The sequence below is a fragment of the Caminibacter profundus genome (assembly GCF_054657155.1).
The window spans coordinates 222,037-236,789 of sequence record NZ_BAAHXC010000001.1 but is presented as its reverse complement, the minus strand read 5'-3'; the positions used below and the strand labels follow the sequence as shown (position 1 = coordinate 236,789).

The following is a 14,753-nucleotide window of genomic DNA, read 5'->3' as shown; positions in this document are numbered from 1 at the left end:
GCTCCTTTTGTATTATTTATTTTCCAACACAAAAACTACTAAACATCTTATCAAGCATTTCATCATATTCAAATGGCTTAGTAATTTCACTAATTGCTTTTATTGCATCTTGAATTTGATAACTAAATAGCTCAAGCTCTCCTGTAGTTAAAAACTCTTTTGACTCATTAATAGAATTTAAAGCTTTTTCAACTACACTTATTTGACGAGTTGAAATTAAAATATGTTCATCTTCACCTGAAAAGCTATCAAGAAGGCTTTGTAATGCAAGAGTTAATGGTTTAATATCCTCTTTTGCTGAGATTTTAACAATTTTAAACTTTTTAAATTTTTCAAGGTCTATTTTAATACCTTTATCAATTTTATTTATAACTACAATTACATCTTTTTCGTTGTCTATTAAATTAAAAATCTCTTCATCTTCTTCATTAAACTCATTTGCGCTAAACACGCACAAAACAATATCAGCTTCTTTTATTGCTTTTTTACTTCTCTCAATACCAATTTTTTCTATTTCATCTTTCGCAGCTCTTATACCAGCTGTATCAATAATTCTAATTAAATGACTTCCTATTTGAATGTCTTCTTCTATTGTATCTCTAGTAGTTCCTGCAATATCACTAATAATTGCCCTCTCTTTATTAAGTAAAGCGTTTAAAATAGAACTTTTCCCTACATTTGGTTTACCAACTATTGCTACTTTATATCCACTAAGCATTCCCTCTCGTCTTTTTGAAACTTCAAGAGTATGAGTTAAAGTCTCTTCAATATGATTTAACATATTTTTAATATCCTCACCAAGAGTTTCTGGCAAATCTTCTTCCGCATAGTCAATAAATACTTCACTATAAGCCATTATTTCAATAAGTTTATTTCTAATGTCTTCTACAAATTTTGCTAAATCCCCTTCAAGTTGACGGCTAAGAAGCTTAGCACCTTCACGTGATCTAGTTTCAATCAGTTTTGCAATAGCTTCAGCCTGAGATGCATCAATTTTTCCATTTAAAAAAGCTCGTTTACTAAATTCCCCAGGAAGAGCAAGTCTAACATCGTGTTTTAATATTTCTTCAAGTATCATACGGCTAACAGTAATTCCACCATGACACTGGAATTCTACGATATCTTCTCCTGTAAAAGAGTTTGGGGCTTTAAAGTAAATAACTAATGCCATATCAATAAGGTCATCATTAGAATCATAAACCTTGCAAAGCTTTGCAACTCTTGGAGAAAAGTTATCTTTTTTTGTAAGTTTTTTTGCTATTTCAAGAGCTTTATTTCCAGAGACTCTTACAATTGAAATCGCACCAACGCCATTAGGCGTTGCTATTGCTGCTATTGTCTCCATGCTTATCTCCAATTACAACATATTTCTCTTCGTCTTCTCCTCTTAAAGCTACATATTTATCTGGAAAAGCTTCTCTTAAAATCTCAAGTGCTAAAAACGCTAAAATTCCATCAAAAGGCTTAGTCTTACCATATCCTTTAATCTTAACTTTTTCAATAAATGGAGCTAAGAAATTTCTTAACATCTCTTCTTGATTTTTCAAAAATTCAGCAATTTCAAGTCTCACTTTATATCCAAACTTTTGATTTACATAGTTATACATCATATAATTTAGAGCATTATATCTATAGCCTTCTTTTCCAATTAAAAGAGCAGCATCAGCTCCATCAATTTTTATAAAAACTGTTTCTTCATCATATTTTTTAACTTCTTTAACTTCTACATCAAAACAGCTTTTCTTAAAAAGTCTATCTAATCCATCTTTTATTTCAGGAATTATATCTTCTATATCCCTCTCAATATTTTCTTCAACTTCGATAATTGCAGGTTTAGAAAAAAGACCAAAAATACCCTTACTAGGATATTGAATTACTTTTACTTGTAATTCAGCAACTGAACAATTAAGTCTTTTTGCTGCTTCAAGATACGCTTCATCGAGTGTTTTAGCTTCTATTCTCACTTTTTAGCCTTTTTTAAAAGCTTTTTACTTTCCATTACTTTATTGATAATTACTTGCTGTAAAATAGATAAAATATTATTTATTGTCCAATAAAGCACTAAACCTGCTGGAAATGTTGCCATCATAATTGTAAAAATAACCGGTAGGAATTTAAAAATTTTCTCTTGCATTGGATCTTGAAAGTTTGTAGGTGTTAGTTTTTGATGTAAATACATAGTCACACCCATCAACACTGGTAAAATAAAGAATGGATCCATAACACTTAAGTCTTTAATCCATAGAAAGTGTGCACCTTTTAGTTCAATTGAATATAATAAAAGCTTATATATTCCATAAAAAATTGGAATTTGTAAAAGAAGTGGTAAACACCCTCCAAGAGGATTTGCACCATGTTCTTTATAAAGTTTCATCATATGCATTTGAAGTTTTTGAGGATCTTTTTTATATCTTTCTTGAATTTCTTTCATTTTAGGAGCAAGTTCTTTAAGTTTGTACATACTTACCATTCCCTTAAATGTAAGAGGGAATAGCACTAGTCTTACCAAAATTACTAATAAAATAATTGCAACACCCCAATTTGCTGAAATTTTATATAGAAAATCCAGCACTAAGAAAAGATTTCTTGCAAAAAATGTACCAACTCCATATTGAACTACCTCAACTAAATTTGGATCAATACTTCTTAGTGTATCTACATACTTCGGTCCAATATAACCTATTAAATTTAAATCTTTATCATTTTTAATAAAAATTAAAGGATTTTTTTCTTTATCAGCAACAACTTCTACTGCTACAGGTTTTTTAGAAAATAAAAGAGTTGTATAATATCTATCAAATCCAGAAACTACTAATGCATTATTTATTGTTTTTAGTTCAGCGTCTCCATCTTCAATAATTTCTAAAGTATTATCAGCTTTTTTTATTAATGCTCCATGAATTGTTAATTGATCTATTGCTACTTCTGGTCTAAGTCCTGGAGTTATAAAGTACTTAGCATTTTTTGAGAGTTTGACTATTACATCATATCTTCCATTTGGATAAAATGTAATAATTTTCTTAACTACTAATTCTCCTAAATTTTGAGTAATAGTTAATTTTTTAGGTTTATTATCTAATTTTATATAATTTTTATCTACCGTTACCTTAGTAGAAAAAGCTTTTTTATTTAAGTTTTCATCTTCAAACCTAATTTCAAGTGGTTTTGGAAGTTTTGGTGGAATTAATTCTAAGTGTTTACCTTTTTGGGTATTAAATTTATTTTGTTTTAATGTAAAAGATGAAATTCGACCAAGAGAGTCTACTCTTATTTCATAATCTTTTGCTTCAACTTTTACTAATGTTTCAGTTTTAATTAAGTCTTCTGAGTTAACAGGTTTTTTAATCTCTTTTTTTGTAACTTCTTTTTGTGTATTTTGTTTCATACTTGGTTGTAATACAAAATAATCATAAACAAAGAAAAATATAAATGATATTACAGTAGCAAGTATAATTCTTCTTAAATTATCTCTTTCCATCATCTGCCTTTATAACTATAAATTTGTTTTTTTTTATAGGAACATACCAGTAAATAACTTTCTTTTGTTTATAAACGGGCTCTATTTTTTTAGTAACAACTGGATAATCTATTCCACCTTTAAATAGCTGATTACATTTAAGAATTCTTAAAGTAACTTTAAATAAAGCTTTAAAAAAATTGTCGTTTTCAAATTCCCAAATAGCATAAGTGCTGCATGTAGGATAGTATCTGCACTTATTACCAAATAAGGGGCTAAAATATTTATACAGTTTTATAAATCTGATCGCCAATTTTTTTAAAATCATTTTTTAGCATTTCAAACTTAATTTCTGATACATCCATTTTTGCGACTATTACAAACAAACCTTTATTAAAATTCATCTTTACAAGATGTCTTATTCTTCTTTTTATTTTATTCCTTACTACGGCTTTTTTTGATATTTTTTTTGAGACTACTGGCGATACTTTAAAATTTTCAGAAGAGAGAAAATATACCGTAAAATATCTGGTATATATTCTCCTTCCTTTCTTATAAAGATTTTTTATTTCAGCTGAACTTAAACCGCTAATCTTTTTCTACCTTTAGCTCTTCTTCTTTTTAGAACTTTTCTTCCATTTTTAGTTTTTAATCTTGCTCTAAATCCGTGTGTTCTTTTTCTTCTAATTTTGCTTGGTTGATAAGTTCTTTTCATTAACACTCCTTTAAAATTTTGTGTGGAATTTTACTAAAAAAACTAATATAATCCAAGCTTACCATCTTTTCTTCTATAAATTACTCTTTTTTCACCACTTGTATCTTTAAATACCATAAAATAAAGGCCAGAGTTTTTATACTCCTCAACTGCTTCTTCAATACTTAATGGTTTTTCTACATCAAGAGGCATTTCAACTATTTCATTCTCCTCAGTTTCTACTATTAATTCTTCAATTCTATCTTTTTTTCTATGATTTATTTTTTTATCATGATAACGTCTTAGAAGTTTTTCTAGTTTATCTTTTGACTTATCAAGCGCACTATACATATCTTTATCTTTATAATGAACTACTGCTGTACCTTTTTCAGGAATATTCATAATTATTTCAACTGTGAAGAAATCTCTTTTATCTTTATCTATTGTTACAACTGCATGCATAATTCCTAAATTATATTTTTCTACTTCTTCTACTACTTTTTTAATGTGATCTTTCATAGGCTCAGTTAAACTAACACCTCTTCCAACTATTGTTACATTCATGATGCTCCTTTCAATAAACATTCATCTTAATTATAACTAAATCTAAGGATTTTGTAGCGTCACTTTTACTTTTCTTACTCTAAATGAAGGATTTTTAGAAGCCACAGTTACATATATCAACACACTCATATTAGTGTCTGCTGTATTTATTTTAGAACATCCATTATCACTACAACTTGTAGAAAAATAATGAAATTTTGTATTTACATTAAACCCTGGGTAAGTCATATTGATTTCATTAATTCTACCTTTTGTATAATCATGTGCTTGAATTGCCATTATTGCATATTCAGTGGCTGAACGTAAAATAAGCTCTGCTTTAGTATCTAAAAAACTTCTTGCCGTATGTTTAGTAGAAGTGGCACTAACTTGCATTATCATAATACCAATTAGTGCCATAACTATTAAAAAAATTATAGTATAAAAATAAGAAAATCCATTTTTCAAAATACTACCTTTTCTTTACAAACTGTTAAAGGTTCATTACCAATTTTTATTTTAGGAGCTGACATACAGATAAAAATTCTCAAAATTCCATTTACTTCTCTAAATTTAAATTGAGTAACATGAGACGCTATTAAAGAACTATTACCATCACTATAATCATCTCCATTCCAAGGATAATAATTAAATTTTAATGTCAAATTAAAATCATTACACTCATTATCATTACATACAGGAACAATTGCGTAAGCAGTATTGACTAGATAATATTTTTCATAAACGGTAGTTGAGTTTGATTCATCAATAGCTTTAATATTTAAAATAGTTTTTTGAGTGGAGTCTTTAAAGCTACTCTCTTTTTCGTTTATTTCAAATACTCTTGTAGCACTGTTTGTTAAAAACTTATTTCTATAATATCCGTAAGAATGATTAACATCTAAAAAATCACCTCTATCATCAGGACCAGAAAATATTAATACTTCATATCTATTAGCAAAAACATCTCCACTTATTCCAAAGCTTAATGTCCAGTTACCATCTATTTGTTTTACATAATTAAAATTACTATAAGGAGTAGTAATATTATATTTATCTTCTCCTAAAACTTCAGTATCTTTTAAGTCTACAAATCCTGAAAAGCCTGGGACAACTCTATTTAAATTTTTATCCCACATTCCTCTTTTTGAATATATATCAATTCCTAGCCACTCAATTACCTTATATTTGTCAATTTCATCTTCAGGTATTGCTGATAATAAATTAAAACTTGTTATATTTGCATCTTTACAAGCATTACTTGAGATATTACATTCAACCGCAATTAATGAATTTGCTACTCTTAAAGATAATTTTGCAGCTATTTTATTCAAAACAGTCTCTGTCTCAAAAGATAGTTTATTAAATTCTTTTGTATAGTAATAATTTTCATAAATTTTTATTATTATCTGAGTTGTAATCGTAGCTAATATACCTAGTATTACCACAACTACTAATACTTCAACAAGAGTAAAAGCTTTTTTCATCTATTTATCTCCTCTAAGGAGAGTATTTTTGAGGCTCCAATATTACAAGTAGGATATTCTAACTGAATTTTACTACCATCTGCAAAAGTAGTATAAACTTTTATAAGCTTAATGTTACTAAAACCATTTTTTCCAAGAGATGTATAATCCATATTAAATAAAATGTTTTGGTCATTATAATTAGCTTCATCTCTTATATAATAAACTTCTACTTGTATACTGTATCCTTTTGAACTAATTCCTGTTTTTATATTTTCTTTAAATCCATCAAAATCATCTATATCATCATAAGTTGCAATATCACTTATATTTTCATCATCAATTCCTATAGTACTAACAGTATCACTACTACCACTTCTAAATTGATTATTATTAATAAATTTCTTCCCTAGCCTATTTAGCTCATCTCCAAATTTTTCAATTAAAAGATCAGAATCTCCTTTAGTGGCATTTAAATCTTTATAAAAATTATCTCCTCTAGTATTATTTTCATCAAAATATTTTGTATTAATAAGAGAAAGCAATGAAAACTGAGAGAAAAAGACCTCTTCTTTTATACTAACTTTTGCAGAAGTTGTTAATGTTTGTAAAAAAAGTGGAATAGTAGTCATTATTATTCCAATAACAATTATTGAAACTAAAAGTTCAATTAATGTAAATGATTTATATCTTTTTTGACTTTGCATAAGTATTTATAATACCTTTTATAATACTACCTCTAATACCTTCGCTCTCAAGAGTATAAATACCCTCTGCTGTTGTACCTTTTGGACTCATTACACTATTTTTAATATTTGAAAAATTTTCATTTAATGCTGCAAAACTTTTAAAAAGTCCTTTAGTTAACTTTTCACTTACTTCTCTTTTAAGTCCTGTATAAACTCCTGCATCACTTATAGCTTCTGCTATTATTGCTAAGAAAGCTGGACCACTTCCTATAATAGCTGTTGCCATATCCAATTCATCATCATTATTTACCCAAACTACTTCTCCAATTTTGTTTAAAATCTCTTCTGCAATAGGTTTTGCTTCTTCATCTCCAGTAATCGCAGTAGTAGATGCAGAGTGTTTTGCAGCTATATTTGGCATTGCACGGATGTAAGATTTTGCTTTTATGTATTTTTGAAGTTCTATTAAAGGTTTACCAGCGAGGATTGAAATTAAAACTTCAGCCTCACCTTTTATTCTCATAGAAACTTCTTGAAGAGCATATGGTTTCACAGCTAAAATAACAACTTTTCCCGTAATATCATACCCATCAATTAAAGCTGTATTTATATTAAACTCTTTTTCTATCTCTTTTAATTTATTTTCACTTCTTCCAACAACCTCAACTTCAAATTTTTCGCCTTTAAGTTTAAATTCTCCATTCTCCATTCCATTTAAAATGGCTTTTGCCATTGCTCCATATCCAATTATACTAACTATCACTCTCACCCTTTGCAAACTTTTTAAGAGGTTCAGCTAAACCATAATTATATTTATCTAAAATAACTTGTCCCATTAACTTATCATCCAAATTAAATATTAAAGGTGCAGCAAAATTTACAGTAGATTCCAAAAAAGGCTCATTAACCGTAACAATATTCAACACCAAAAAATTTTTATTTTCATCAAGTTTCAAAGATTCTTGTTCACTATCACTTATTTCAAAATCGTAATCATCTCTTATTTTGAAAGGATTAATCAAAGTAAAAGAAACATTTTCACCATTTAATTTATAAAAAATATCATTAATCTCTTCTAATTCATACTCTTTTTCGTTCTCAAAACCTAAAATAGGTAATATTGCATTAAATTTCATATTAATCCTTTTTTTAACGCTTAGCAAAAAACATTCCATATTATATCACAAGAATTTTGTAATTTTGTTGGTATAATTGCAAGAAAAAAGGATTTTAATGAAAGAATACAATCCTAAAGAATTTGAAACAAAAGCTTATAAAACTTGGGAAGAAAACAAATTTTTTGAAGTAGATTATTCAAAATCAAAAAGTTTTTGTATTATGATGCCTCCTCCAAATGTTACAGGAAGTCTACATATCGGTCACGCACTTACTTTTACTCTCCAAGATATTATGGTTAGATACAAAAGAATGGATGGATATGCAACTTTATGGCAGCCAGGAACTGACCACGCTGGAATTGCAACTCAAAACGTAGTAGAAAAACAAATTTTAGCTGAAGGCAAAACAAAAGAAGAGTTGGGTCGTGAGGAATTTTTAAAAAGAGTATGGAAATGGAAAGAATTTTCAGGTGGAACTATTACTAAGCAACTTAGACGCCTTGGAGCAAGTCCTGCCTGGAGTAGAGAACGCTTTACAATGGATGAAGGACTCCAAAGAGCTGTTAGGGTTGCATTTAAAAAACTTTATGATGAGGGTTATATTGTTAAGGGCAACTATATGGTAAACTGGTGTCCAAAAGATGGGGCATTGAGTGATATTGAGGTTGAGTATGAAACTCATGAGGGCGAGCTAGTTTACATCAAATATCCAATCGTTGATAGTAATGAATATATTGTTGTGGCTACTACAAGACCTGAGACCTATTTTGGCGATACTGCAGTTATGGTAAATCCACAAGACACAAGATACAAACATCTAATTGGCAAAAAAGTTAGACTTCCTCTAATTGATAGAGAAATCCCTATTATTGCTGATGAGTATGTTGATATGGAATTTGGTACAGGTGCGGTAAAAGTTACGCCAGCTCACGACCCAAATGACTATGAAGTGGGACTAAGACATAAATTGCCTTTGATAAAAGTATTTGATGAAAAAGGAATTCTAAATAATCAAGCAGGAGAGTTTGAGGGGCTAGATAGACTTAAAGCTCGTCCTAAAATTGTAGAAAAACTTGAAAACCTTGGATTTGTTGAAAAAAGAGAAAAACATATCCATCAAGTAGGACACTGCTATAGATGTAAAAGTGTAATTGAACCATACGTTTCTACTCAGTGGTTTTTGAAAAAAGAAGTGGCAGCTTCTGCAATCGAAGCGGCAAATAAAGGTGATGTTAAATTTCACCCGCCTCAATGGAAAAATAACTATGATGCCTGGATGAGAGAACTTAGAGATTGGTGTATATCTCGCCAACTTTGGTGGGGACATCAAATTCCAGTATATTACTGTGATGAATGTGGGCATGAATGGGTAAGCGTAGATGAACCAAAAGAGTGTCCAAAATGTAAGTCAAAAAGCTTCCATCAAGACCCAGACGTACTTGATACTTGGTTTAGTTCAGCTCTTTGGCCATTTTCTACTCTTGGATGGGAAAATGGTGAATGGGGTAAAGGAGAAAAATATAAAGAAGAGGATTTAAAAAGATTTTATCCAAATAATTTACTTATCACAGGATTTGACATTTTATTCTTCTGGGTTGCAAGAATGCTTATGATGGGTGTTCATTTCTTAAAAGAAGTTCCATTTAAAGATGTTTATCTTCACGCACTTGTGCGCGATGAACACGGTCAAAAAATGAGTAAAAGTAAAGGTAATGTAATTGACCCACTTGAAATTATTGAAAAATATTCAGCTGATGCATTACGTTTTACTCTGGCAATCTTGGCAGTACAAGGAAGAGATATTAGGCTTAGTGAAGCAAAAATAATAGAATCTAGAAACTTTACAAATAAATTATATAACGCTGCAAGATTTTTAAAAATGCACCAAGACTCTTTTGCTGATTTAGATGAAATCGAAATAAAAACAGACTTAGGAATTTGGATGTACCATAAATTTAATGAAGCTGTTAAAAATGTAAGACGTGAGCTTGATGAATATAGATTTAATGATGCTGCAATGACACTTTATAGATATTTATGGCAAGATTTTTGTGACTGGGGAATTGAACTTAGTAAAGTTAGTAAAGAAAGCATAAACGAACTTGGAAGTATTTTTAAAGAATCAATGAAACTACTTCATCCATTTATGCCATTTATTACTGAATTTTTATATCAAGAACTATCTCAAAATCCTGATATAGAAAAAAATACTATTATGTTAAAAGAGTATCCTAAAGTAAAGGAAACTGCTAAACCAGCTGATTTTGACTTAATTATAGAAGCTATTGTTAGTCTAAGAAGAATAAAGGCTCTCACTCAAAGTAACTTTAAAAAAGCTTTTGTCCTAGCAAATTTACCTGAACTTGCTAAAGAATACATTAAAAAATTAGCTAAAGTGGAAGAAGTTGAATTTATAGAAACTCCAATTGAAAATGCAATTAGAGATATTAGTGATAACCTTGAAACAATGGTAAGCAAAGACGAAATCGATATAAATCCACTAATAAAAAGACTTGAAAATCAAAAAGCAAAACTAAATAAAGAGATAGAAAAACTAAATAAAAAACTGCAAAATCCAAACTTCATACAAAAAGCACCAAAAGAAGTTGTTGAAAAAAATCAAAAAGAACTAGATGAATTTAAAGAAAAACTAGCAAAAATTGAAGAAGAATTAAGGAAACTAAATGCGTAAAACTTTATTAATCCTTTCTTTTGGGCTTTTATTTTTAGGGTGCACGTCAAAAAACAAAACGGAAAAAAACTTAACTGCAAACGCTATTCATTCAAAAATTTATAAAGCTATAAACACTAATTATCTCGATGAAGCTGATAACCTGTTTTTAACACTTGAAGCAGAACATCCTGGATCAATTTACATAAAAACAGACTTAATGAGTTTATATTTAGCTCATTTAAAAAATGAAGACTATGAACTTGCAAAATTTTACCTTGACCAATATGAAAAAAGGTTTGCTAGTCTAGAAGAAATTCCATGGTGTGAGTATCAAAAAATAAAAATTGATTTTCTCTCCTACCAAAATGCTTATACAAATCAAGGAAAAGTATTAAAAATTATCAATAAATGTAAAGAGTATAAAACTAAATTCCCTAACTCAAGATACTTATATGAAGTAAACACAATTTACTTAAAAGCACTATTGACAAATAAATATTTAGATGATAAAATATATAAGCTTTATAAAAATGAAGGCAAAAAAGCCGCTTTAGAATATAAAACAAATATACCTAAAAACTCAAAACCACCAAAGGTTCCATGGTATAAAAAAATATTTTATTGGTAAGGAGAGACATGACACTAGAAAATTATAATGAATTACCAACGGAAGTTCCCGTATTAATAGAAAAAGAATTAATATATCCTTTTATGATTATTCCAATTTTCCTCGAAAGAAAAGAAGATATTATTGCTATTCAAAAAGCTATTAATGACCACTCTTTACTTTTTGTATCAGTTAAAGATGAGCCTGGTACTTTCGGTACAATTGGTACTATTATTAGAAAAGTGACCCTACCAGAAGGTAGGGTGAAAATTCTTTTTCAAGGACTTGAGAGAGGTAAAATTTTAGAAATAACTGACAAAAACCCTACTATGGCAATTGTTGATAAAGTAGTTCCTGTTTATAAAGATGCAAAAGAAGAAAAAGCGTTACTTGAAACTTTAAAAGAGCACATTTTAACTTTAAGTGAGTTAAATCCTTTCTTTCCAAAGGATTTTATAAAAATAATTGATAGCAATTCTGATGCGAATAGAATAGTAGACATTATTGCAAGTTCACTAAAACTTCCTGTAGAAAAAGGATATGAACTCTTTAAAGAGATTTATACAAAAGAGAGATTAATAAAACTAATTCATTTTATTTTAGAAGAAATTGAATCAATAAAACTAAAAAATGAACTCTCACGCAAAGTAATGGAACAAGTCCAAGAAGCAAATAGAGAGCATCTACTAAAACAGCAATTAAAATTAATCCAGCAAGAACTTGGTATGACAAATGAGCTTGAAGAAGAGATAAAAGAATATAGAGAAAAACTTGAAAAACTAAAACCTTGTATGAAAGAAGATGCCTATAAAGAAATAAAGAAACAAATAGATAGACTCTCAAGAATGCACCCAGATAGTGCAGAAGCTACAACTACTCAAAACTATATTGAATGGGCTCTTGAAATACCTTTTTGTGAATATGCAAAAGAAGATTTTGATATAAATGAATTAAAAAATAGACTAGATAAAGACCATTATGGCCTTAAAAAACCCAAAGAAAGAATTGTAGAGTACTTTGGAGCAAAAGAACTTGCAAAAAAAAGAGGTGAAGAATTTAGTGGAGCAACTTTATGTTTTGTAGGACCTCCAGGTGTTGGTAAAACAAGCCTTGCAAACTCTATTGCAGCATCGCTTGATAGAAAGCTTGTTAGAATTGCTCTTGGTGGACTTGAAGATGTAAATGAACTTAGAGGTCATAGAAGAACATATATCGGTGCAATGCCTGGGCGTATTGCTCAAGGACTAATTAATGCAAAAGAGATGAACCCAGTAATAGTTCTTGATGAAGTGGATAAAATTGCAAGATATAGAGGAGATCCAACAGCAGTACTACTTGAAATCCTTGATCCAGAACAAAACACTAACTTTAGAGACCTTTACCTAAACTTTGATTTAGATTTAAGTAAAGTATTATTTATTGCAACGGCAAATGACCCAAGTACTATTCCAGCACCTCTTAGAGACAGAATGGAAATGATTTTTGTTGGAAGTTATACTCCTCAAGAAAAATTTGAAATTGCAAAAAGATACCTTATTCCTCAAGAAGCAAAAAAACATTCTCTAAAAAAAAGTGAAATTAATATAACTGATGCGGCTCTTAAAGAAATAATAGATAAATACACTAAAGAAGCAGGAGTTAGAAATTTAAGAAGAATACTAGCAAAAATTATGAGAAAAGCTGCTATTAAAATATTAGAAGGTGAAACGCAAGTAAAAGTAACTCTTAAGAATTTAAAAGATTTTCTTGATAAACCACTATATGAAATTGATACTATAAAAAAACAAAATAAAATTGGAGTAGTAAACGGATTAGCTTGGACTCCGGTTGGAGGAGATGTATTAAAAGTTGAAGCCGTAAAATATCGCGGAAAAGGTCAAGTAATACTAACTGGTCAACTTGGCGATGTTATGAAAGAATCAGCCCATATTGCATTTACATTAGTTAAAATTTTAATTGATAGTAAAAAAATAAAAGTAAAACGAAGCAAAGACCCAATTTATTATCAATATAATGTACATATTCATGTCCCAGAGGGAGCTATTCCAAAAGATGGTCCAAGTGCTGGAATTACAATGACAACAGCAATTGCAAGTATTTTTAGCGAAAAGAAAGTTAGAAGTGATATAGCAATGACTGGTGAAATTACTTTAAGTGGAGAAGTACTGCCAATTGGTGGACTTAAAGAAAAGCTAATAGCAGCATACAAAGCTAAAATCAAAAAAGTTTTAATACCTGAAAAGAATTATGAAAGAGATTTAGATGATGTACCTGAAGAAGTGAAAGCTGGTTTAGAAATAGTACCTGTAAAAAGAATTGAAGAAGTACTTGACCATGCCCTCGTAAAATAATAATTCTTTTACCTCTTTTTCTTTTAGCAACTGTTCAAAATGAAATAATATCTTTTTATAAAAAAGAGTATCCAAATATAATTATAGAAAAAATTAAATCTTCAAAACCATTTCCTAAAAAATATAAAAATATTAAGTTTTTAATAAACCCAAAATCTCCAAGTGGAAGTATAAAGATTGATAATAGTTACTATTACATAAAAATAAAAGCACAAATTCCTGTTTTCAAAGCCACCCAAATAATAAAACAAAACTCCCCTATTCTTGAAAATATCAATATCAAAAAAGAAATTGTAAATTTTAGATTCTTTTATTCAAAACCTTTAATAAAAATACCAAATAATCTAATTGCTTCAAAAATTATTTCAAAAAATACGATAATCAATGAATCAAATACAAAAATTGCTCCCTCAGTCCTTAGAGGAGAGAGAGTAACAGTAATAATAAATTCACAAAATATTAAAATTTATTCAAAAGCAAAGGCTTTAAAAGATGGAAATATTGGAGAAATAATACCCATTGAAATGGATAAAAAAATCTTTAATGCTAAAGTAATAAAAAAAGGAATAGTTACAATTGATAACAATTAAACTCAGATTGGAGTAAAAAATGAAAAAAGTATTAGTATGCGTTAGTGGTGCAAGCACAGCTAGTCTTGGAATAAAACTATACAATTTAATACCACCAGAGTATGAGAGATATTTAGTGATTAGTGAGAATGCAAAAGTTGTTTTAGAAAAAGAAGAAAATATTTTTTTAAATGATGATATTGCTGCTGCACCTGCGAGCGGTAGTTTTGGAATAGATATAACTTTTGTTGTACCTTGTAGTATGAATACTTTAGCCAAAATTGCCCTTGGAATTGCAGATAATCTAATTACAAGAGCTGCTAGTGTGGCTATAAAAGAGAAAAAAAAGCTAATAATTGCACCTCGTGAAATGCCTTTTAGTCAAATTCATCTTGAACATATGCTAAAACTATCTCGCCTTCAAAATGTTATAATTGCACCTCCAGTTATAGCTTATTATAATAAACCAAAAAACATTGAAGAAGTTGAAATGTTTCTCATTGGAAAATGGTTCGATTTAGCAGGTATTAAGAATAATTTATTTAAAAGATGGCAATGAATAGTTGCCAAGTAACCAAGTTCCGA

Annotated in this window: 17 protein-coding genes; 5 read left to right on the top strand and 12 right to left on the bottom strand. The window is 29.1% G+C overall.

Translation table 11 applies throughout. The annotated features are described in order from the left end of the window. Window positions 1-16: 16 nt before the first annotated feature. Genes mnmE through fliW form a run of 12 tightly spaced genes read right to left on the bottom strand, consistent with a single transcriptional unit; the run spans window position 17 to window position 7,985 of the window. Entirely contained in the window at window positions 17-1,345 is a 1,329-nt protein-coding gene (mnmE, locus tag ACYQ1U_RS01265) for a tRNA uridine-5-carboxymethylaminomethyl(34) synthesis GTPase MnmE (protein WP_459883416.1), read from the bottom strand. Beyond that, window positions 1,314-1,964, bottom strand: coding sequence for a Jag N-terminal domain-containing protein (locus ACYQ1U_RS01260; protein ID WP_459883414.1), 651 nt, complete (start codon window positions 1,962-1,964; stop codon window positions 1,314-1,316). Before ACYQ1U_RS01260 ends, mnmE begins: the two co-directional genes overlap by 32 nt. Beyond that, window positions 1,961-3,481 (bottom strand): membrane protein insertase YidC, encoded by a 1,521-nt coding sequence (gene yidC, locus ACYQ1U_RS01255; RefSeq protein ID WP_459883412.1) that lies wholly within the window; start codon window positions 3,479-3,481, stop codon window positions 1,961-1,963. The genes ACYQ1U_RS01260 and yidC overlap by 4 nt, the downstream gene beginning before the upstream one ends. Continuing rightward, entirely contained in the window at window positions 3,465-3,785 is a 321-nt protein-coding gene (yidD, locus tag ACYQ1U_RS01250; protein WP_459883410.1) for a membrane protein insertion efficiency factor YidD, read from the bottom strand. The genes yidC and yidD overlap by 17 nt, the downstream gene beginning before the upstream one ends. Then, the gene (gene rnpA, locus ACYQ1U_RS01245; protein ID WP_459886354.1) at window positions 3,742-3,996 is read right to left on the bottom strand and encodes a ribonuclease P protein component; all 255 of its coding nucleotides are present in this window, start codon (window positions 3,994-3,996) and stop codon (window positions 3,742-3,744) included. The genes yidD and rnpA overlap by 44 nt, the downstream gene beginning before the upstream one ends. A gap of 41 nt (window positions 3,997-4,037) precedes the next feature. Further along, the gene (gene rpmH, locus ACYQ1U_RS01240) at window positions 4,038-4,172 is read right to left on the bottom strand and encodes a 50S ribosomal protein L34 (protein WP_007472994.1); all 135 of its coding nucleotides are present in this window, start codon (window positions 4,170-4,172) and stop codon (window positions 4,038-4,040) included. 42 nt (window positions 4,173-4,214) lie between these two features. Next, the gene (hpf, locus tag ACYQ1U_RS01235) at window positions 4,215-4,715 is read right to left on the bottom strand and encodes a ribosome hibernation-promoting factor, HPF/YfiA family (RefSeq protein WP_459883407.1); all 501 of its coding nucleotides are present in this window, start codon (window positions 4,713-4,715) and stop codon (window positions 4,215-4,217) included. A 42-nt stretch (window positions 4,716-4,757) separates the two neighbouring features. Next, complete coding sequence (locus tag ACYQ1U_RS01230; RefSeq protein ID WP_459883405.1) at window positions 4,758-5,162, bottom strand: hypothetical protein; 405 nt, start codon at window positions 5,160-5,162, stop codon at window positions 4,758-4,760. Beyond that, window positions 5,159-6,181 (bottom strand): prepilin-type N-terminal cleavage/methylation domain-containing protein, encoded by a 1,023-nt coding sequence (locus ACYQ1U_RS01225; RefSeq protein ID WP_459883403.1) that lies wholly within the window; start codon window positions 6,179-6,181, stop codon window positions 5,159-5,161. Before ACYQ1U_RS01225 ends, ACYQ1U_RS01230 begins: the two co-directional genes overlap by 4 nt. Then, window positions 6,178-6,867, bottom strand: a complete 690-nt coding sequence (locus ACYQ1U_RS01220) for a type II secretion system protein (RefSeq protein ID WP_459883401.1) — start codon at window positions 6,865-6,867, stop codon at window positions 6,178-6,180. The genes ACYQ1U_RS01225 and ACYQ1U_RS01220 overlap by 4 nt, the downstream gene beginning before the upstream one ends. Next, window positions 6,845-7,612, bottom strand: a complete 768-nt coding sequence (gene proC, locus ACYQ1U_RS01215) for a pyrroline-5-carboxylate reductase (RefSeq protein ID WP_459883399.1) — start codon at window positions 7,610-7,612, stop codon at window positions 6,845-6,847. Before proC ends, ACYQ1U_RS01220 begins: the two co-directional genes overlap by 23 nt. Then, window positions 7,602-7,985, bottom strand: coding sequence for a flagellar assembly protein FliW (fliW, locus tag ACYQ1U_RS01210; protein ID WP_459883397.1), 384 nt, complete (start codon window positions 7,983-7,985; stop codon window positions 7,602-7,604). Before fliW ends, proC begins: the two co-directional genes overlap by 11 nt. 97 nt (window positions 7,986-8,082) lie before the next feature. On the opposite strand from fliW, the gene ACYQ1U_RS01205 reads away from it, so the two are divergent. Genes ACYQ1U_RS01205 through ACYQ1U_RS01185 form a run of 5 tightly spaced genes read left to right on the top strand, consistent with a single transcriptional unit; the run spans window position 8,083 to window position 14,727 of the window. Beyond that, window positions 8,083-10,659, top strand: a complete 2,577-nt coding sequence (locus ACYQ1U_RS01205) for a valine--tRNA ligase (RefSeq protein WP_459883395.1) — start codon at window positions 8,083-8,085, stop codon at window positions 10,657-10,659. Then, entirely contained in the window at window positions 10,652-11,269 is a 618-nt protein-coding gene (gene bamD / locus ACYQ1U_RS01200) for an outer membrane protein assembly factor BamD (RefSeq protein WP_459883393.1), read from the top strand. The genes ACYQ1U_RS01205 and bamD overlap by 8 nt, the downstream gene beginning before the upstream one ends. Before the next feature lie 8 nt (window positions 11,270-11,277). Beyond that, a complete protein-coding gene (gene lon / locus ACYQ1U_RS01195; protein WP_459883392.1) occupies window positions 11,278-13,599 on the top strand; it encodes an endopeptidase La in 2,322 nt (773 codons plus the stop codon). After that, window positions 13,596-14,189, top strand: a complete 594-nt coding sequence (gene flgA / locus ACYQ1U_RS01190) for a flagellar basal body P-ring formation chaperone FlgA (protein WP_459886351.1) — start codon at window positions 13,596-13,598, stop codon at window positions 14,187-14,189. The genes lon and flgA overlap by 4 nt, the downstream gene beginning before the upstream one ends. A 19-nt stretch (window positions 14,190-14,208) precedes the next feature. Further along, window positions 14,209-14,727 carry a UbiX family flavin prenyltransferase gene (locus ACYQ1U_RS01185; protein WP_459883391.1) on the top strand — a complete coding sequence of 173 codons (519 nt, stop codon included), beginning with the start codon at window positions 14,209-14,211 and terminating at the stop codon, window positions 14,725-14,727. Window positions 14,728-14,753 lie beyond the last annotated feature (26 nt).